17 protein-coding genes are annotated in these 19,547 nt (G+C 36.5%); 9 read left to right on the top strand and 8 right to left on the bottom strand.

Features of this window, described 5'->3' with window-relative positions; translation table 11 throughout:
* Positions 1 to 50: 50 nt before the first annotated feature.
* Positions 51 to 983, bottom strand: coding sequence for a C1 family peptidase (locus B5X51_RS14700; protein WP_079721954.1), 933 nt, complete (start codon positions 981 to 983; stop codon positions 51 to 53).
* Between the two features lie 222 nt (positions 984 to 1,205).
* On the opposite strand from B5X51_RS14700, the gene ychF reads away from it, so the two are divergent.
* The 4 genes from ychF to B5X51_RS14680 all read left to right on the top strand — a co-directional run bounded on the left by ychF (position 1,206) and on the right by B5X51_RS14680 (position 5,400).
* Positions 1,206 to 2,300 carry a redox-regulated ATPase YchF gene (gene ychF / locus B5X51_RS14695; protein WP_079721953.1) on the top strand — a complete coding sequence of 365 codons (1,095 nt, stop codon included), beginning with the start codon at positions 1,206 to 1,208 and terminating at the stop codon, positions 2,298 to 2,300.
* 331 nt (positions 2,301 to 2,631) lie between these two features.
* A complete protein-coding gene (locus tag B5X51_RS14690) occupies positions 2,632 to 3,297 on the top strand; it encodes a hypothetical protein (RefSeq protein WP_079721952.1) in 666 nt (221 codons plus the stop codon).
* Between the two features lie 95 nt (positions 3,298 to 3,392).
* Entirely contained in the window at positions 3,393 to 4,127 is a 735-nt protein-coding gene (locus B5X51_RS14685) for a class I SAM-dependent methyltransferase (RefSeq protein ID WP_079721951.1), read from the top strand.
* A 79-nt stretch (positions 4,128 to 4,206) separates the two neighbouring features.
* Entirely contained in the window at positions 4,207 to 5,400 is a 1,194-nt protein-coding gene (locus B5X51_RS14680; protein WP_079721950.1) for a hypothetical protein, read from the top strand.
* A gap of 124 nt (positions 5,401 to 5,524) precedes the next feature.
* Here B5X51_RS14680 and B5X51_RS14675 read toward each other — a convergent pair whose 3' ends face one another.
* The 4 genes from B5X51_RS14675 to B5X51_RS14660 form a co-directional block, all read right to left on the bottom strand.
* A complete protein-coding gene (locus B5X51_RS14675; protein WP_079721949.1) occupies positions 5,525 to 6,463 on the bottom strand; it encodes a ring-cleaving dioxygenase in 939 nt (312 codons plus the stop codon).
* Between the two features lie 72 nt (positions 6,464 to 6,535).
* Complete coding sequence (locus B5X51_RS14670) at positions 6,536 to 9,034, bottom strand: cation-translocating P-type ATPase (RefSeq protein WP_079721948.1); 2,499 nt, start codon at positions 9,032 to 9,034, stop codon at positions 6,536 to 6,538.
* Between the two features lie 18 nt (positions 9,035 to 9,052).
* Positions 9,053 to 9,376 carry a phosphoribosylpyrophosphate synthetase gene (locus tag B5X51_RS14665; protein ID WP_079721947.1) on the bottom strand — a complete coding sequence of 108 codons (324 nt, stop codon included), beginning with the start codon at positions 9,374 to 9,376 and terminating at the stop codon, positions 9,053 to 9,055.
* A gap of 30 nt (positions 9,377 to 9,406) precedes the next feature.
* Entirely contained in the window at positions 9,407 to 9,799 is a 393-nt protein-coding gene (locus tag B5X51_RS14660) for a DUF302 domain-containing protein (RefSeq protein WP_079721946.1), read from the bottom strand.
* Positions 9,800 to 9,975: 176 nt separating this feature from the next.
* On the opposite strand from B5X51_RS14660, the gene pyrR reads away from it, so the two are divergent.
* From pyrR to B5X51_RS14635, 5 genes are all read left to right on the top strand, one after another.
* Positions 9,976 to 10,515, top strand: a complete 540-nt coding sequence (pyrR, locus tag B5X51_RS14655; protein ID WP_079721945.1) for a bifunctional pyr operon transcriptional regulator/uracil phosphoribosyltransferase PyrR — start codon at positions 9,976 to 9,978, stop codon at positions 10,513 to 10,515.
* An 8-nt stretch (positions 10,516 to 10,523) separates the two neighbouring features.
* Positions 10,524 to 11,453, top strand: coding sequence for an aspartate carbamoyltransferase catalytic subunit (locus B5X51_RS14650; protein WP_079721944.1), 930 nt, complete (start codon positions 10,524 to 10,526; stop codon positions 11,451 to 11,453).
* A gap of 36 nt (positions 11,454 to 11,489) precedes the next feature.
* Positions 11,490 to 11,822, top strand: coding sequence for a ribonuclease Z (locus B5X51_RS14645; protein WP_079721943.1), 333 nt, complete (start codon positions 11,490 to 11,492; stop codon positions 11,820 to 11,822).
* 10 nt (positions 11,823 to 11,832) lie between these two features.
* Positions 11,833 to 12,741, top strand: coding sequence for a ribonuclease Z (locus B5X51_RS14640; RefSeq protein ID WP_079721942.1), 909 nt, complete (start codon positions 11,833 to 11,835; stop codon positions 12,739 to 12,741).
* A gap of 180 nt (positions 12,742 to 12,921) precedes the next feature.
* Positions 12,922 to 13,428 (top strand): CAP domain-containing protein, encoded by a 507-nt coding sequence (locus B5X51_RS14635; protein WP_079721941.1) that lies wholly within the window; start codon positions 12,922 to 12,924, stop codon positions 13,426 to 13,428.
* 81 nt (positions 13,429 to 13,509) lie between these two features.
* Here B5X51_RS14635 and B5X51_RS14630 read toward each other — a convergent pair whose 3' ends face one another.
* The 3 genes from B5X51_RS14630 to B5X51_RS14620 form a co-directional block, all read right to left on the bottom strand.
* Positions 13,510 to 15,369 (bottom strand): OmpA family protein, encoded by a 1,860-nt coding sequence (locus B5X51_RS14630; protein WP_079721940.1) that lies wholly within the window; start codon positions 15,367 to 15,369, stop codon positions 13,510 to 13,512.
* Between the two features lie 17 nt (positions 15,370 to 15,386).
* On the bottom strand, positions 15,387 to 16,298 hold the full coding sequence (locus B5X51_RS14625; protein WP_079721939.1) for a PorP/SprF family type IX secretion system membrane protein: 912 nt from the start codon (positions 16,296 to 16,298) through the stop codon (positions 15,387 to 15,389).
* A gap of 11 nt (positions 16,299 to 16,309) precedes the next feature.
* Positions 16,310 to 19,547: HYR domain-containing protein (locus B5X51_RS14620; protein WP_139374905.1), on the bottom strand; the 3,238-nt coding region annotated here is incomplete at its 5' end.

Raw genomic sequence — 19,547 nt, 5'->3', positions numbered from 1 at the left:
CATTTTTCTTGAGTAGGGAACAGTAAAACTTTAAATTCTGAATTTAACCTCTAAAGATCGTAGGCTACATAAGCCTGGTTAATAACTCTAAAAGAGGCGTTGGTATCGGCTACATTTTCAAAAGCCTGATAATCTATCCAAACAAAACCATTATCACCCCAGGATTCTCCCCAGGAGTTTACCAATTTAAAAGCATTAAATTCGTCATTAAAGCCAACCACTAGCATTGCGTGGCAGGTTACGTCTTCATAATTTACGTTGTGTTCACGGTAAGCAGTTAGGCCAAAACTATCGGTTTTTCCAAACTCGGGAGAGAGGACCGCGCCTATAATAATAGGTTGTTGCTGGGTGAGTAAGGTTTTCATTTCGGCTACCATATTTTCTCCGCTTAAAGCTTTATAATCAGCTATTCTAGCCTCTTCTGCAGCCTCAGTAATAGTTTCGTTTGGCTGGGTAGTACATTCATTTTCGGTATAAGGGAAAAGTTCCAGAGCAGCGACTCCCTGTTCTTCAATTAGGGCAAGAGTTTCCTGAATAGAAGTCCCGCCACAATCATTAGAAGTAAGTTGGTTGTATGTGTAAGACGGACTAAAAATAGTTGCTTCGGAATAAGGTAATCCAGATTCAATTTTTTCCTGAAAAGATTTCATGTAATAACTTGTAGCCCAGGAAGTACAGGAGCCTAGGTCACCCTGGTTACCAACGGGAGGTAGAAATTTAGATAAATCGAAAGTTTCAGGTAGTGTATTGGGAATGCTTAGGTCTTCCAATAAATTTTCTGAATCTAAAATGTAATTTCCGTTGCCTGTACAATCCAATCCTGTAAAATAAATTTCCCCATCTTCAGCTACAAATTGATTATCGGTTTCTTGTGGCACTTCTGGGGAATTATTATTTCCGGAAGGATCTAAATCATCTCTATCATTATAACAACCTGTAAGGCTTAAAATAAGCGCAAAAATTAGAAGTTGGAGTTTTTTCATAATAATTTTTGGGTATTGTATTGATAATTAGATATCAATATTTACACCAATTTAATGAAGATTTAAATTTCTTAGTAATTTATACTTATTAGCTTTAGGAAAATGATAAATATTGTAACGAATTTGATTTAAACTCTTCTACCTGATACTAATAGTACTTAAAAAGAAATTAGCGGCTGCAATAGAAAATACGTACATTTGCAGCCGCAAAAAATCATTACTATGAAAGCCGGAATTGTAGGATTACCAAACGTAGGAAAATCAACGCTTTTTAATTGTCTTTCTAACGCAAAGGCACAAAGCGCAAATTTCCCATTTTGTACCATTGAACCTAATGTTGGAGTGGTTAACGTTCCAGACCCAAGGATTCAACGATTGGAGACTTTGGTGAATCCTGAAAGAGTACAACCGGCTACTGTAGAAATAGTGGATATTGCAGGATTGGTAAAAGGTGCCAGTAAAGGGGAAGGACTTGGAAACCAGTTCCTGGGGAACATCAGGGAAACCGATGCAATTCTTCACGTTTTACGCTGTTTTGAAAACGACAATATTGTGCATGTAGATGGTTCTATAGACCCAATAAGGGACAAAGAAACCATAGATATGGAGCTACAACTTAAAGACCTGGAAACTACCGATAAGAAATTGGAGAAAGTGAAGCGTGCAGCACGTACCGGGAATAAAGAAGCTCAAAAAGAACAAACAGCGCTAACCAAGGTGAAAGAAGGGTTAGAAGCCGGAAAATCTGTTAGGGCTATTGATCTTACTGAAGATGAAAGAAAGGAATTTATAAAGCCGATGCAATTTATTACCGATAAGCCGGTAATGTATGTTTGTAATGTAGATGAAGATTCGGCAGTTTCTGGAAATGCTCATGTAGATAAGGTTAGGGAAGCGGTTAAAGATGAAGGTGCTGAGGTGCTGGTTCTTGCCGTAGGAACTGAAGCTGATATTACCGAACTTGACGATTATGAAGAACGCCAAATGTTTCTTCAGGATATTGGTTTGGAAGAACCTGGAGCTGCAAAATTGATTCGCGGAGCTTACGATCTTTTAAATCTTCAAACTTATTTTACTGCTGGAGTTAAGGAAGTTCGTGCCTGGACTATCCCCGTTGGATCTACCGCTCCACAAGCTGCTGGCGTAATTCATACCGATTTTGAAAAAGGATTTATTCGTGCTGAAGTGATTGCTTACGAAGATTTTGATCATTTTGGAAGTGAAGCTAAAGTAAAAGAAGCCGGTAAAATGCGTGTAGAAGGTAAAGAGTATATCGTTAAAAATGGCGATGTAATGCACTTTAGATTCAACGTTTAATAGCTTATTAAGGGTTTAACACCCCGAGGCTTACCTCGAAATTATAAAATAGCTTATCGATTCTAACCTCGTGGATAATCCTACGAGGTTTTTGATTTCTTTTAATTCCAGTCTGTATCTAGCATTTTGTAAAAGAGCTGGTAATTATGATTATACCAGGCAGACCTGTCTTTAATTATTTTAAGAGATTTTCACCTTTAGTCCTCTAAAACCTTTAGATTTAACTAAGTCTTATTAATTTCCCCATTCTTTTAAAATTAGTTTATCACTTGATATTGCTGAAGTTACAAGGTATTTTCTAATTTTATTTCCAACCGAAAACGAAAAAGAAATGAATTTTAGAAACAATCATAATATGACTTTAAATACTTCTAATTTTATAAAAAAGACCGGATTAATGATAATGATTTCCGGTGTTCTGTTTGCTTGTAATGACGGCAATAAAAAGGACAGGGAAATAGAATTTGAGCAGACTATGGAGGTGGAGAAGGACACAGTGTCTAATTATGCCTACGAAAGTAATTCAGTAGCAGATTATCTTACTTACATAGATGGTGAAGATGAATATGAGCAAATGCAGGAAGAAATTGATCCAGAAATAGCCTTACAGAAATTCGCTGCTGCAGTTTCAGAGAGAACTCGTGAGTTTGGAATAGATGCCAATAAGGAGCTTGAAATTATTGGAGATAGTTTAAATGATTCTACAAAAGATATGAGCGAGCAGTTGCAGACTGCAATTGCATCGCTGGAAAAACTTCAGGAAAACTCTTATGAAGAACTTTCTGAAGAGGTAAATGAATTAAAAGCAGAGCTTAAGGCAATAGATATGAAGGCAGATGATGCCAAAGATAAATTGAGATCTTTCTTTAATAAAGCTGCAGATGTTATGGAGGAGATGGACGCCCCAACAGAAAATGCTGCACTGAGTACCAATCCTGGAGCGATAGATAATTCAGATTATAGCCAGGAACCAGATACTGTTGAGGTAGACCAATAAGAAATACGAAATATAGACTATTTAAGAGTCGCCAGTTGGGCGGCTCTTTTTTTGTCTTTTTATTTCCTTAATTTTAGTAGAAATAGACATTATTTATGAAAGATAATTTTTCTTCCCATTCCTCATCTTATGCTAAATATAGACCAACTTATCCGCAGGCTTTATATCATTTTCTGAAAGAAAAACTCGATAAAACAGAAATGGCCTGGGATTGTGGAACGGGAAACGGCCAGGTGGCAGGTGAACTTGCTGAGTTCTTTAAAGAGGTACAGGCAACCGATATTAGCCGGCAACAATTAGATAATGCGATTAAGAAACCAAACATTCATTATTCCTTTCAGGCTGCAGAGAAAACAACTTTTACTGATAATAGTTTCGATTTAATTACCGTGGCACAGGCTATTCATTGGTTTGATTTTAAATCTTTTTACAAGGAAGTAAATCGTGTTTTAAAACCTAATGGTATTATTTCAGTGCTAGGTTATTCTTTGTTTAAAAGTAATTTCGAAACCAATAAGGTTATTTATAAACTTTATCATGATATTATTGGGACTTTTTGGGACGAAGAACGCCGGTACCTGGAAGAACATTACCAAACGATTCCTTTTCCATTTCAGGAAATAAATTCTGCTGTATTTGAGCAGGAATATACCTGGTCTTTTGAGCATTTAATGGGCTATCTAAATACCTGGAGTGGGGTAAAACATTATGAAAAGGAAAATGGTAAAAATCCGTTAGACCTTATACGAAATGAGCTCAAAGCAGCCTTTGGTGCTAAAAATAAAGTGATATTTCCTGTTCTTTTAAGGCTTGGAAAAACTGTTAACTAATTTATTGAATTGAACTGGCATAAAATATGATTATCTTCGGATCGTTAAAATACTTAATAACTGATTAAAATTATTGACAATGAATAAATTGGGTTTTATTTTTCTGTTTTTCTCGGGAATGCTTTTTCAGGATATTTCGGCACAAAGTTTTGCCGAAGACCAATCGGTAACCCAAAAAGTGCTTCAGGAGCTTAACCGTGAACGCAGTTTGTTAAGTCAGAATCTGGAGTTTAGAATCAAAGAGATAGATTCTAAAATCAGTAATCTTGATGAAAGTATTCAAAACACTAATTCTTCGGCAGAAAAGGTTGAAAAACTATTGGAGCGAGTGAAATTCCTGGAAGAACGTCAGGAAGAAATAGATAAAAACACCATTAGTGTTTACAAATATAATTACAGCTCTGCCGTATTAAACCTGGCATCTATGGAGCGGGAGATCAAACCATTAAACCTTTTTAATGCTTCCCGTGAATTTTACGCTACTTTAGACCAGGTAAGTAATCCTATGCATTATGAAGGATACCAGGAGTGGTTTGGTGAATTTAGAAAGTTTGTAGAGGAAGAAAAGAAAAATGATGCGCGTCTTTCGGCCCTGAGTCATATTTTAACTGTCACCGGAGATCTTGCCCAGGGTACTCCTTTTACCGGTATGTTTGCCGGAACAGTTTTTGACGGCATTGGCAGCTTTATAAACTCATTGGGCTGGGGCGATAAAAAGCTAAAAAAGCAAAGTACCGAAATGTTGAAACTCACCACAACTGTGGCGCAATTCACCCATGATAAGGATCTTATAGAAACCGAATGGGAATCTATAAATAAGAATTTGGATGAATTAAAAGAACTTCAGGAAAAAGCGATGCAGGAAAATTTAGTACAAATCCTTGAAATAGATACTAAAGAATTCAATAGAGACTTTACCAATGAAACCGATGCGAAAAAGCGCACGCAGTATATCCTGGATATTTCTAAGATCGCAGAGAATAAAATTACAGAAGAAAAAGCTAAAAATCCGGAGAATTGGAAGCAGGATTATCACGACCAGATGATTGCCGTACAGAACTTGAAAATTAGATTTGGCACCATTACTTTTAGAATATTGGAGAATTTAAAGAAATATGACTCTCTTATTAAGAAATATGAAGAAGATGAATTTCTAAAAAGTAAAATTGCAGATTTAAAAAATAAATTGAATACAGTGCGAAACAGCTTTGAATCTACATTTAATCCTCAGGAATATATTAAAGCTTCTAATGAGATGTATGTGGTAGAGTAGAGCTTTTCCCCCTTATAACTATAGACTATCTGAGAATCTTAGATTTTCGATTAAAAATCGGGGCAAGCTCTGAAATAAATTCAGGATGACGTGTGTAGATTTTCAGATAGTCTTTTAAGTTTGTCTAATGTTTCAATTCGGGTAGAAGTTTCTCAATTCTATCTCGAGAACCTTCGTACTGCGCGGGTAATTTTAAGCTACTTCCAAGCTCTTCCAAACTTTCGTCTCGTGTAAATCCGGGATTGTCTGTTGCGATTTCAAATAATACTCCACCAGGTTCTCTAAAATAAAGTGAGAAGAAATAGTCGCGATCTATCTTCTCGGTTATCTGAAGACCTTTTTTTATAATTTTCTCATGGAAATACATTTGGGTTTCTTCGTCCTTAACACGAAAAGCAATATGATGATTAGTTCCGCCGGCATTAATACCACGTTCGGCCGCAGGATCTTCGTGAATATCTACAATGGCAGCATTTTCTACCGCACTTGTCTTGTATCTATAAAAACTATCTTCTTTTTCTTCAAGTTCATAATCAAAAAGATCGGTGAGAATACCGGCAGTAGGTCCTACGTTATAAAGAGTAAGTGTAACACTATGAAATCCTTTTAAAGCGACATCACTCTTAATTTCATCGGTTTCCCAGGCTTCACGGTCATCATGATGTTTCGGAACTACCAGTTTTAAATTAAGTCCGTCTGGATCGCGAAAGGGTAAGTGTTTTTCTCCAAACTGTTCCCTGGTTTTTCCATATTCAACACCATTCTTCTCGAAACGCTCTTTCCAGAAATCCAGGCTGCCTTCTGGCACCGAATATCCTATTTCTGTGGCCATACCCACGCCATTTTTACCTTGTTTTACACGTTCCCAGGGAAAGAAAGTAAGAATACTTCCAGGGGTTCCCGTTTTATCTCCAAAATAAAAATGATAAGTTTGTGGATCATCAAAGTTTACGGTTTTCTTAACCATTCTTAATCCAAGCGTTTTGGTATAGAAATCGTAGTTGCGCTGTGCATTTCCCGCGATAGCAGTAATATGATGTAAACCAAGTATTTTATTTTTCATCTTTTTAATTTCAAGAAAGTAAAAAACAAGCGCTTTTAGGTTAAATTAATGGTAAAAATAATCACTAAAAAGCTAAATTTTGATACTGCGTTTATACAGCTTATAAGCTTCAAACCAAATTACCGATAAAAACCCTGTAAGGATACAAAGTAATAACTGTGTTATTGAAATTTGTCCAAATTCAAAGAACACCTGAAGTGGTTTCCAGTATAGCATAGTAGCACTTAATAGCGTAGTAATTCCAATTATTATTGGAATGAGTCTATTTTTATAGGATAAGCTTGTCACTACCGAATAATAGAAAGAGCGGTTTACCAGAGTTAAAAATATATTAGCAGCTATTAAGCAGCTAAAAACCATACTACGAGTCATATCTTCAGAAAGACCTGAAGAAACGGCAAATTGATAAATACCTAAAGTTCCCAGAGAAATAACAATACCTTGAATAATACTTAGGCTTAATTCTTTTGCGTTGAAAAAGTTTTGTGTTGCAGGTCTTGGGTTTTGTTTTAAGATATTGGCTTCGGCCGGTTCATTTTCATAGATAATAGAGCAGGTAGGTCCCATAATTAATTCCAGAAAAATAATGTGTACGGGGGAGAAGATATTTGGGTAAATCCAACCTAAAGCCAGCGGTATAAAAACCGTGAGAATTATAGGAATATGTATAGAAATTATATACTGAATTGCTTTTTTTAAGTTACTATAAATCCTTCTACCCATTTCTACGGCATCTACCATACCCGAAAGGTCATCTTTTATCAAAATTAAGGAAGCCGCTTTTTTTGCAATTTCACTGCCATTTTTACCCATAGCTATCCCAATATGAGCTGCTTTTAATGCCGGGCCGTCATTTACACCATCACCGGTCATGGCAACAATTTCGTTATTAGCTTTCAAGGCATTAATGATCTTTAATTTTGCCTCGGGAAACATTCGGGTAAAAATATTGATGGTTTTTACCTTTTCTTTTAGCGATTCTTTTGAAAGTTTAAGCAGCTCTTCTCCGTCCATGCTTTTTTCTGCATTTCTAAAATTTATTTGTCTGGCAATTTCACTGGTAGTTACGGCATTGTCGCCGGTAATTATTTTCACCTGAAGTCCTGCAGAATAAAAATCTTCAAACACTTTGCTGATATTTTCTTTCGGTGGATCATAAAAAGCGATAAGCCCCAGGAATTCAAATTTTAGATCTTGCTGGATTTCAGGAAATTCTTTAATTTCTGAAGTTACTTTTCCTACCCCTAATACTCTAAAACCTTCACTTGCCAATTGGTTTAGTTGCTTTTCAATATGTTCTATCGCGCTTTTATCCAGATTAGAAACCTTTAATAAAGCTTCCGGTGCACCTTTTGCCGCAATGATCCTTTGTCTGTCTTTATTTTCAAAGATATGAGTCATCATTGGTGGTTTACCACTAAGAGGATACTCGTGAACCATTTTATAATCTGGCCTTAGATCTACGGCTGTATTAGTTTTATAAACCTTATGAATTGCAATTTCCATGGGATCAAAAGGAATGGGTTCGCTTGCCCACATGCTTACTTCAATAAGTTTTTGTGCTTCTAAGTTTAGGTTTCCTTCAGCATCCTTAATCTCCCAATTTTTGTTAGTGACAATTTTTGCAAGACTCATTTTGTTTTGAGTAATGGTTCCGGTTTTATCGGTACAAATTACAGTCGCGCTTCCCAGGCTTTCTACCGTTTTCATTTGTTTTACCACAATCCCCATTTTCATAAGTCGCCAGGCTCCCATAGCCATAAAAGTGGCAAACGCAACGGGGATTTCTTCAGGAAGAATACTCATTGCCAATGTTAGCGCCTGCAGTAAACTTCCAAGAAGGCTTTGTGTTTTTAAATAATTAAGTATCCAAACGAGTAAAAAAAAGAAACTACCGGCAATCACCATTTTTTTGACAAAGCTGTTGATTTGTTTCTCGAGTAAGGTTTTTTCGGTTTTTTGGGACTCCATGCTTTTCCCAATTTTTCCCAATCGCGTTTTATTGCCAATAGCAGTGACTTTAGCTACGGCAAGACCACCAACAACTTGAGTTCCCATAAAAATTTCGGAATTTTCGTCTGCTTGTTTTGAAACACTAAACGATTCTCCGGTTAGCACCGATTCATTGACAGAAAAATCATTGGATTGCATGATGGTAGCATCAGCGGGAACGCTATTACCTTCTTCAATAACGATAATGTCGCCTAAAACTAATTTTGCTGCTGAAATTTTCTCGAGCTTTTGGTTACGAATCACTTTCGTTTCCGGTTGAATTATTTGCCTTAGTTTTTTTAGCGCATTTCTACTTCTGGTTTCCTGAAATAAAGAAATACCAGCAACTAATAATATTGCAAAACTTAGAAAAAGTCCATCGCCTGGATTTCCTGTAAGAAAGTATATAATTGCGGCTGCAAAAAGTAAAATAATCATTGGCTCGGTGACCAATGTTTGCAAGGCAACAACAACTCCCGATTTTTTTTTAGAAACTATCTGGTTGTATCCATGTTTTTCAGCAGAGGCTTGAGCAGCTTTCGAGGTAAGCCCTTTAAAATCTGCGGTAAGACTTGACATATAATAGGAGGGATAGGGCTAAAGATGTTTTTGAAGCCGTTTTACAATATTATAGGTATTCGAGTCAGAATAAGTACCAAAAGCATTTACCAAAACACCTTTTATTTTATGATTGTGTGAGGAAATGGCATATACAATCATTTCGTCACCGGGATCTGTCATTCCTTCGAAACGATAAATTTCATCAATTTCAAATTCTTCAGGAGAAAGTTGCAGGCTGCGTGAGCTGTCTACAATTTTATCTTCTTCCGGCTCTAATTTAAAGTCGGTAGTATAACCCCGCCTAGCCAGGCCATTAATAGCCTGACTAACTGTTTCGTAATCGTGTCTCTTTACTACCATAATTTAAAATTTATGAAGGTTGAAAATTATTTAATTCAGGGAATTGATAATATTTTTAAGTTTTTGCTGTACTTCGGTCGCTATTTCCTCCAGGGAGTCATTTTTTGCCGCCTGCATGGAAGATATTGGATCTACCGCTGAAACTTCAATATTGCCATTATCATTCTCCTCTACAATTACATTACAGGGTAGAAAAACGCCAATTTTATCTTCACTTTTTAGGGCTTTATGGGCAAATTCAGGATTACAGGCACCAAGAATTCTATATTTTTTGAAATCGACATCAATTTTCTTTTTTAGAGTTTCTGTTACATCAATTTCAGTAAGTACTCCAAAACCCTCCTTTTTTAAAGCTGCAGTCACTATTTCTATAGCTTTATCAAAGTTTTTTTCTTTTAATATGGTATTAAAATAGTAGCTCATGATTTAGTTTTTATCTAATTATTTGCACTTATAATTTACGAAGAAAATTAAATACTAAGAAGCTCTTTAAGAAGAAATACTTTGAAAAAAGATTTATAATCTGAGGGCTATTCAACTTCAGGAAAAAATAAAAAAGCTTACTTTTGTGCTAGAAACTCTACTTTTTGCAACTAATTATGGGTCAACGAATATTACTGAATGCTGATGAAATAAATATTATTCTGCACCGTCTTGCATGCCAATTAGTTGAAAACCATACCGATTTTAAGGATACTGTTATTATTGGAATCCAGCCACGTGGTGTTTTTCTTGCTGAAAGAATTATAAAAATTCTCCAGGAAGAATATGAAATCACAGACTTAAATTATGGGCATTTGGACATCACTTTTTATCGGGATGATTTTAGAAGAGGAGAGAAGCCGCTTGAAGCCAATAAGACCAAAATAGACTTTATAGTGGAAGATAAAAAAGTGGTTTTTATAGATGATGTGCTTTATACAGGCCGAAGTATAAGAGCGGCACTTACCGCTGTACAATCTTTTGGTAGGCCTGCCGAAATTGAATTACTAAGTCTTATAGATAGGCGATTTAGCCGCCATTTACCAATACAACCAGATTATAATGGTAGGCAGGTAGATGCCATAAATGAAGAAAAAGTAAAAGTGAACTGGAAAGAAAACGATGGGGAAGACGTGGTTTATCTGGTTTCTAAATAATTAAATATATGAGCGAATTAAGTGTAAATCACTTACTGGGAATAAAATATCTTAACGAGGAAGATATTGAGCTTATTTTTAAAACTGCAGATCATTTTAAGGAAGTGATTAACCGACCCATTAAAAAAGTTCCTTCACTTAGAGATATAACCATAGCTAATTTATTTTTTGAAAATTCTACCCGAACCCGTCTTTCGTTTGAACTTGCCGAAAAACGATTAAGTGCCGATGTTGTTAATTTTTCAGCAGCCTCTTCTTCGGTGAAAAAAGGAGAAACGCTTATTGATACCGTAAACAATATTCTATCTATGAAGGTTGATATGGTAGTGATGAGACATCCAAATCCAGGAGCGGGAATATTTCTTTCCCGTCACGTAAAAGCCAGTATTATTAATGCAGGAGACGGCGCCCACGAACATCCAACCCAGGCACTTCTTGATTCATATTCCATTAGGGAACGTCTTGGTGGAGTTGCCGGTAAAAAGGTAGTGATTGTAGGAGATATTTTGCATAGTAGGGTAGCACTTTCTAATATTTTCGCATTAAAATTACAAGGTGCTGAGGTGAAAGTTTGTGGTCCTAAAACACTCTTACCTAAACACATTGAGTCTTTAGGAGTAAGTGTTGAAACCAACCTTAAAAAAGCTTTAGAGTGGTGTGATGTAGCTAATATGCTTAGAGTGCAGAACGAGCGTATGGATATTAGTTATTTTCCCAGCACCAGGGAATATTCGCAACAATTTCAATTGAATAAAAAGCTATTGGAAAGTTTAAATAAAGAAATAGTGGTAATGCACCCCGGACCTATTAATCGCGGAGTTGAAATTACCAGTGACGTTGCCGATGCCGAAAATGCTATTATTTTAGACCAGGTTCAAAATGGTGTTGCTGTTAGAATGGCCGTAATTTATTTACTGGCTTCAAAGATTAATCGCTAGAAGGTTTTTTAGAGTTTAAACTTAAAAAATAACGTAATGAAGATTTCAGAGAAAGAGAATTATATATTAATAGAACCATTAGAAGCTCCGGTAGTAGATTTTGTTTCTCTACTTACCCAAAGGCACGCCGAATTTGAAAAGAAAAATGTAGCGGTTAGTCTTTTGGCTTATCATAATCTTAAAAAGGAAGAAGTACTGGGTTTTTTAGAAATTTCTAATCTTCACCAAATGCATAACAAATCTTTTGTGTTGGTAAGTAACGCAATTACAATAGACCAATTGCCTGAAGAAATTATAATGGTTCCTTCACTAAGAGAAGCCGAAGATCTTATTCAAATGGACGAGATTCAAAGAGATTTGGGCATATAAAAACTTTTTTATGAAGCTCAATATTCTTGGTTGTTACGCTGCTACTCCACGTAGTTTTACCAATCCTAGTTCCCAGGTACTGGAAATGAAAAACGAACTGTTTTTAATTGATTGTGGCGAAGGAACCCAGGTACAACTAAGACGAAATAAAATAAAATTTTCTAAAATAAAACATATCTTTATTTCCCACCTTCATGGGGATCATTGTTATGGACTTGTAGGTCTCATTTCAACGTTTAGATTGTTAAACCGGGAAAATGATTTACATGTTTATGGTCCAAAGGGAATAAAAGAGATGATTACCCTACAGTTAAAACTGTCTAATTCCTGGACCAACTATCCGCTTTATTTTCACGAGTTAGAGAGCAAAGAGCCAGAGCTTATTTATGAAGATGAAAAGCTGACTGTAGAAACGATTCCGTTGGTGCATAGAGTATATACCAATGGATTTCTTTTTAAAGAAAAACCCGGGGATCGAAAACTACTTATAGATAAAGCCGTAGAATATAATATACATGTTTCTTTATATAAAAGTTTAAAAAAGGGAAAGGATGTCACGTCAGAATCCGGGGAGCTTATTTCCAATCATCTTGTTACCACAGATCCTGAGCCATCAAAAAGCTACGCTTACTGCAGTGATACGGCTTTTAACCAAAAAATGATCCCGCAAATTAGCGGTACTACGGTTTTATACCACGAATCTACTTTTCTTGAAGATAAGGCCAAACTGGCCTTGCCCACTAAGCACAGCACAGCTAAAGAAGCCGCGCAAATCGCTAAAGAAGCAGGAGTTAAGAAACTTATTCTAGGCCATTATTCTACTCGTTATGCCAATATTAATCTATTTAGAGAAGAAGCCAATACGATATTTCCGGAGGTTGACTTAGCCGATGACGGGAAGGTTTTTGTCTTTGAATAGCACTTTTCTCTTTTTTACACCTACACTTTTAACGCACTAATCTCTATTTTTCTCATTTTCAGTAGGATTAATCCTACTGTTTCTGTTAAAAAACAAATAAAATCGATGAAATGCATAACTAGCTGTGTTTTTAGTCGATAAAAAGTGTACTTTTAACTTCCCAGTCTTACATGATCAATTATGAAAAAAAGTACACTTAAGTTTGTTATGCTTGTTTTGCTAGCCGTTTCAACGGTTTCTTGTGCAAAAGAAAGCATCGAAGAAGAAGTAAATTCTTACAATCATACCGCCGAAGAAAAAGTAGATTTTGATTATTCTGAAATCGAAAATGATATTCTTACTTTAGTAAATGAACATCGAAAAAGTTTAGATCTTGCACCTCTTAAGCCTATTGCTGAGATTTCAGTTGAAGCAGAATCTCATAATTACTATATGCTGGAAGTTGGGGAGGTTAGTCATGATAATTTTGGAGCACGCTACGAAAATTTAGTAAAAACTGTGGGAGCAAAAGCTGTTAGCGAAAATGTAGGTTATGGATACCGTACCGCTGATGCTGTAGTTAAAGCCTGGTTAAACAGTAAAGGTCACAAAGAAAATATTGAAGGGAACCATTCTCATTTTGGAGTTTCTGTAGTAGACGATGTAAATGGCCGTAATTATTTTACCAATATCTTTATAAGAAGGTAATAATTGTTTTCATATATTGATTTAAGTAAAAAGGTTCAGCGTTATGCTGAACCTTTTGTATTTAATAAAAGAACTTAATCTTTAATCCATCTTTACAACACTAAACATAGAACGGCGATTTAATTGATGTTGCTCTTTAGAACACCTATCACATTCTATTGCAGGTTGGCGCTCACCATAACCTTGTTCTTTAATACGATTTTTAGCTATTCCTTCAGCGATTAAATAGTCCCTGGTTGCATGAGCTCTGCGTTCCGCTAAAGCCTCATTATAAGCTTCGCTTCCGCGTTTATCGGTATGCGATCCAACTTCAATTACTAGATCAGGATATTCATCACGCATAAGTTTTACAAGTTTGTCAAGTTCTTTTGCAGCGTCTGGTCTAATATTACTTTTGTCAAAATCGAAGTAAATATTATTTATTTCAGCAAGATATTCCACATCAGCCACCGGTTGAAGTTCAATATTGTACTCCATTTCTTCCGAATCTTCCATATTACTGGTATTCAAAGTAGCACTGAAATTTTTATACTCAATTTGCTTTGCTTCCAGCGGAATTTCCATATTTCTATTCACTGTTGTTTTATAATTTCCATCTTCGTCAGATTCAAGAAAAGCTATTTGCTCGTTATTTTCATTAAAAAGCCTAATTGTTGCCTGAGCAATAGGGTTTCCATTTACAGCATCGATTACCTTTCCTTTTAAAATTAATGGCAGTAATTGGTTAAATCCATAAATATTATCTGATCCATCGCGGTTAGAAGCTATATACCCAGAATTACTACCAGTTTCTCTGAAATAACTAAAATCGTCTAAATTACTATTTATGGTTTCTCCCAGGTTAACAACTTCTGCATTTTCAGCTTCTAAATCAATTTTATAGATATCGGCCAAACCATATCCACCGTGTCCTGTAGAAGAAAAATAAAGCACTCCGTTATCATCTATAAAAGGAAAAGTTTCGTCTTCGGCAGTATTAATTAAATCTCCAAGGTTTTCCGGATTCCCAAAGCTATTATTCCCATTAATGGAAACTTTATAAAGATCTGTGCCACCCTGGCCTCCTGGCATATTAGAGGTGAAATAAAGAAATTTACCGTCATTGGAAACTGTTGGATGTCCTACAGAAAATTCGTTGTTGTTTATTGGTAATTCTTGAATATTCACCCAGTTATTGCCTTGCTTTTGCGCTGAATAAATCTTTAAGTGATTGGTGGCTTCCTTATCCCGTTTACCTTCTTTATTATTATAGTAATTATTTCTGGTGAAATACAGTGTTTCTCCATTGCTGAAACTGATAGTCCCATCATGTAATTTAGTATTTATTTCGCCGGAAATAGGGGAGGCCTCCTCATTAGAATTTAATTGATACACATCAAGAAATGGCTCTTCGTTCCAGGAATATTCTTTTTCTGAATTGTTTGAATTTCGGGCAGAAACAAAGTAAGTTTCGCCCTGATGCTTTACAGCTCCAAAATCACTAAACTCTGAATTAAAGTCACTTTTTTTGAGCCTATAGGTAGTTTGAATTTTGGGTTTGGTTCTGTTCAGCATTTCGTTAGCTACAGCTGAAACTTTTCCGTTGCTCTCCAGGTATTTCTGTAACCATCTTCGGGATTCCTCATATCTTTTAGTCCCTCTTAAAGCCTGGGCATATTCGTAATAATATTCCGCAGAAATATTTGTAGAATCCTCTAAAATATCTTCGTAATAGAAAACCGCATTTTCGGGACTCCTTAATTTCATATAAGTCTCGGCCAGTTTTAATCTGTTTTCCCTGGTTTTATAATCGTTCTCTATAAGATCTTTATAAACCTCTACGGCTTCCACATAAGCTAGGTTTTTATAAAGTTTATCTGCTCTTTTTTGTTTCCCGTATTGTGCTTGCATCGATATGCTAAACACGAAGAAAAATAGGCTTAAATAGTATAGTTTTTTCATAATTAGCAGCGTTTATTTTAGAAGAATCGGGGTGATTTGTAGCGGGTTTTTTGGAATCTGAACTCATAAATAAGTAAGATCTCGTGAGATCCAGAAGTGTATGGCCTAATGTCTGAAATTGAATATTCATAAGCGTAACCAGCTCTAAAACCATCAAATAGTTCTACATCAAGAAAAGCACCTAGCGCATCATCTATACGCCAGTTAGCTCCCAGGTAAAACTTTTCGTTAAAAATCATAGTTCCGGAAAAGTCTACAGAAAGCGGTGCACCGCTAGTCATTTTCAGCAAAGAAGTTGGTCTGAATTTTAGGTTTTCATTCAAATCAAAAACATATCCACCGGTGAGATAATAATGAACCTGTTCCATTGCCAGGAATTCACTAAACTCATGGTTGTTATTATTGATTAATTTTGGTGCAGATGCCCCTATATACCAGTTTTGAGAAGAAAGATAAAAACCAATACCAAAATTTGGTGTCCATTTATTAAATCTATCTTCAAAAAATGGATCGTTTAGAACCTGCTGATCGGTAAATAATTCCTGATCTAAATTGTAGTAGCTCATACCGGCTTTTAAACCCATTGCTAAAGAGATATCATTGCTGAAATCTAAGCGATATGCAAAATCCCCATAAGCATAGGTATAATTTTCATATCCCGTTTTATCGTTAATTACTGAAAGTCCCAGACCTACTTTATCGTTTGTAAGCGGGGAGTGTATAGATAGGGTTTGTGTATTAGGAGCCCCACTAACTCCGGCCCACTGATTACGATTTAATGCAGTAATAGAAAATCCGTCTCTGCTCCCGGCATAAGCGGGATTTACAGATATAGTGTTGTACATATACTGGGTGAACTGCGGCAATTGCTGCGCCATACCAGATATGGAAAACATAAGACAGAATAGGAGTAGGTATATATATTTCATGATTTCTGTTTTTATTTTGTTCCTAAATAGATGTAACCTTGTATTGGTTCAAATCCGCTATTGTTAATTTCCAGAATATAGAAGTATGTTCCTGAAGGCAATTGATTAGAACTTGTTGCCGAATTTGAGGAATATCCATCCCAATCGTTCTGATAGTTAGTGGCTTCATATATTTTATTTCCCCAGCGATTAAATATCATCAGGTCGTAGGTGAATCCGCACTCGCCAGCAAAATCTATACTGAAAAAATCGTTGCGATTATCTCCATTAGGCGTTACGGCTTTAGATATACTAGATTGAATATCATCAAGGCTACAAGGCAATACTATACAATCATCATTGATGTTAACCGTAACTTCTGTGGTAGAGCTACAGATGCCATTGTTAAGCTCATATTGAAAAGTATAGGTACCTACCTGTAACATTGCGGGATCAATAAAGTCTTGTGTTAAGGCACCGGTTTCCTCGGTATCTATCCAAACTCCAGAATCATCATACTCTCCTTCAAGCAGTTCAAAAAGATTAAAGCTGGTATCTTCCAGACAAAGACTTATAGACCTTGTCTCAATCTCACTCGCTACAGGCTCTTCTAATATAACCTCTGTAGCTTCTGAAATTTGATCAAAATCATCTTTAGCAGTTACCTGATAAGTACCTGGTTCAAGTTCTGTGAATTCCTCTACAGCTTCATAAACTTCTCCATCAATACTATAGGTAAGTCCGTTTTCAGTATTTATTAGGATTACTCCAGTTGGTGTAACACAATCTGGTTGAATAAGGTCAACTTGAGGAACAGTTGGTGCCGGCGGAGTTTCTTCAGGATCTTCTTCAACTATTACTACAAACGAACAGCTTACCGAATTTCCGGAAGCATCCGTAACTTCATAAGTTACTCTTGTCTCTCCTACAGGAAATTCTTCACCTGAAGCAAAACCTTCTATGAGTTCGATACTGGTCTCTGAGCAATTATCTGTAGCTGAAATAGCATCATAATCAACAACAACAGCTGTGGTTCCAAACTCAACGTTCAATTGAATATCTTCTGGACAGGCAATTACCGGAGCTTGATTATCTATAACTGAAACTATAAAGCTGGAGTTAACTGTATTACCATTTAGATCTGTTGCGGTATATGTTAGGCTTGTTTCTCCTAAAGGAAATTCAGATCCAGGAGCTAAGCCTTCAGTAAGTTCTATATTTTCTATTCCACAATTATCGCTAGCAGAAGGAATTGTATAATTTACAATTGCACCACAGCTATCAGGATCAGTATTTACGGTTATATTTTCTTGTTCAGCAATTACCGGTGCCTGGTCATCAGTTACGGTTACGGTTTGTAATACCGGTTCAGCCTCATTTCCATTATCATCAGATACGATCCAGGTAATAGTTGTTGTTCCTACCGGATATTCTACATCTAAAGCCTGATTATCATCCCGGGTTCCAGTTACCATTCCAACAGAGCAGTTGTCGCTAGCTAACGGACCAGTAATTTCTATCATCGCGCCACAAGTATCAGCGTCAGCAGTGGTACTGATGTTTTCCACTTCTGCAATTACCGGTGCTTGATTATCAGTTACGGTTACGGTTTGTATTACCGGTTCAGCCTTGTTTCCATTATCATCAGATACGATCCAGGTAATAGTTGTTGTTCCTACCGGATATTCTACATCTAAAGCCTGATTATCATCCCGGGTTCCACTTACAATACCAACGGAACAGTTGTCGCTAGCTAATGGAGCTGTAATTTCTATCATCGCGCCACAAGTATTAGCGTCAGCAGTGGTATTGATGTTTTCCACTTCTGCAATTACCGGTGCTTGATTATCGGTTACTGTTACAGTTTGTAATACCGGTTCAGCCTCATTTCCATTATCATCGGTTACGGTCCAGGTAATAGTTGTTGTTCCTACCGGATACTCAGCATCTAAAGCCTGATTATCATCCCGGGTTCCACTTACAATGCCTACGGAACAGTTATCGCTAGCTAATGGAGCTGTAATTTCTATCATCGCGCCACAAGTATTAGCGTCAGCAGTGGTATTGATAGCTTCCACGGCATCAATTACGGGTATTTGGTTATCAGTTACCGTTACGGTTTGTGTACAAGTGCTTTCATTTCCTGCAGCATCAGTCACCGTCCAGATAACGATAGTTTCTCCCAGACTGAAAAGCTCTGGAGCATTGTTCGTAATACTTAATTCCGAATCACAATTATCTTTAGCAATAAGATCACCAAGCGATAATTGAGAAGCGGTACAAGTTCCTTCGTCTACAGTAACATTTATTAAATCAATAGGACAAGAGATAATTTCCGGTGCCTCTACATCCTGATCTGCTTCTACAATTACTTCAACTTCAGATTCACAATCATTATTTTTAGCAACCAGGTAATAAACTCCTGAAGCTAGGTCTGTGAATGAACCGTTTTCATGGGAATATTCATTTTGCCCATTATCTCGAAGAACATAAGATAAGCCCCCGGTAAGTTCGAATTCAATGATTCCGTTATTTAAGCTACAAGTTGTATTAGTAATAGAGGTGATTACTGGTGCAATTGGTGCTCCCAGATTTTCGATGATCACTAATGCTTCGGAAACAGCTTCACAATCTCCATTGCTAGCCTGTACAAAATACTTTCCGGCATCCAGACCGCTGAATTCTCCATTAGCAATACTATTAGTTAATGGATTTTGATTTTCATCTAAAAGGGTATAAGAAATTCCGGCTTCAGTAGTTACCGAAATAGTTCCGGTGGTATCTTCACAAGTTGGTTGTTGCGAAATACTTGCTTGCGGTTGATTCGGAGTTCCTAAGTTTTCTATGATCACTAATGCTTCGGAAACAGCTTCACAATCTCCATTGCTGGCTTGCACGAAATAAGTTCCGTCACTTAGTCCGCTGAATTCCCCGTTAGCAATATTATTAGTTAATGGGTTATTATTTTCGTCTAAAAGGGTATAAGAAATTCCCTGCTCGGTAGTTACTGAAATAGTTCCGGTGGTATCTTCACAAGAAGGTTGTTGTGAAACGCTTGCTTGTGGCTGACCAGGAGTTCCTAAGTTTTTTATGATTACTAATGCTTCAGAAGATGCTTCACAATCCCCGTTACTAGCTTGCACGAAATAAGTTCCGGCATCCAGACCGCTAAATTCTCCATTAGCAATACTATTATTAAGAGCATTTTGATTTTCATCTAAAAGGGTATAGGAAATTCCGGCTTCAGTAGTTACAGAAATAGTTCCGGTA

The organism is Salegentibacter holothuriorum (assembly GCF_900168045.1).
GTDB classification, from domain to species: Bacteria; Bacteroidota; Bacteroidia; order Flavobacteriales; family Flavobacteriaceae; genus Salegentibacter; species Salegentibacter holothuriorum.
Note: the sequence above shows the minus strand (reverse complement) of the source record. Positions and strands in the feature narration are given on the sequence as shown.

Bases quoted from the DNA above. Each gene is read 5' to 3' on its own strand.
- B5X51_RS14645 (WP_079721943.1), top strand. From the start codon at position 11,490: ATGAAGATTTCAGAGAAAGAGAATTATATATTAATAGAACCATTAGAA.
- B5X51_RS14690 (WP_079721952.1), top strand. From the start codon at position 2,632: ATGAATTTTAGAAACAATCATAATATGACTTTAAATACTTCTAATTTT.
- ychF (WP_079721953.1), top strand. From the start codon at position 1,206: ATGAAAGCCGGAATTGTAGGATTACCAAACGTAGGAAAATCAACGCTT.
- B5X51_RS14650 (WP_079721944.1), top strand. From the start codon at position 10,524: ATGAGCGAATTAAGTGTAAATCACTTACTGGGAATAAAATATCTTAAC.
- B5X51_RS14640 (WP_079721942.1), top strand. From the start codon at position 11,833: ATGAAGCTCAATATTCTTGGTTGTTACGCTGCTACTCCACGTAGTTTT.
- B5X51_RS14680 (WP_079721950.1), top strand. From the start codon at position 4,207: ATGAATAAATTGGGTTTTATTTTTCTGTTTTTCTCGGGAATGCTTTTT.
- pyrR (WP_079721945.1), top strand. From the start codon at position 9,976: ATGGGTCAACGAATATTACTGAATGCTGATGAAATAAATATTATTCTG.
- B5X51_RS14635 (WP_079721941.1), top strand. From the start codon at position 12,922: ATGAAAAAAAGTACACTTAAGTTTGTTATGCTTGTTTTGCTAGCCGTT.
- B5X51_RS14625 (WP_079721939.1), bottom strand. From the start codon at position 16,298: ATGAAATATATATACCTACTCCTATTCTGTCTTATGTTTTCCATATCT.
- B5X51_RS14665 (WP_079721947.1), bottom strand. From the start codon at position 9,376: ATGGTAGTAAAGAGACACGATTACGAAACAGTTAGTCAGGCTATTAAT.
- B5X51_RS14630 (WP_079721940.1), bottom strand. From the start codon at position 15,369: ATGAAAAAACTATACTATTTAAGCCTATTTTTCTTCGTGTTTAGCATA.
- B5X51_RS14675 (WP_079721949.1), bottom strand. From the start codon at position 6,463: ATGAAAAATAAAATACTTGGTTTACATCATATTACTGCTATCGCGGGA.
- B5X51_RS14660 (WP_079721946.1), bottom strand. From the start codon at position 9,799: ATGAGCTACTATTTTAATACCATATTAAAAGAAAAAAACTTTGATAAA.
- B5X51_RS14670 (WP_079721948.1), bottom strand. From the start codon at position 9,034: ATGTCAAGTCTTACCGCAGATTTTAAAGGGCTTACCTCGAAAGCTGCT.
- B5X51_RS14685 (WP_079721951.1), top strand. From the start codon at position 3,393: ATGAAAGATAATTTTTCTTCCCATTCCTCATCTTATGCTAAATATAGA.
- B5X51_RS14700 (WP_079721954.1), bottom strand. From the start codon at position 983: ATGAAAAAACTCCAACTTCTAATTTTTGCGCTTATTTTAAGCCTTACA.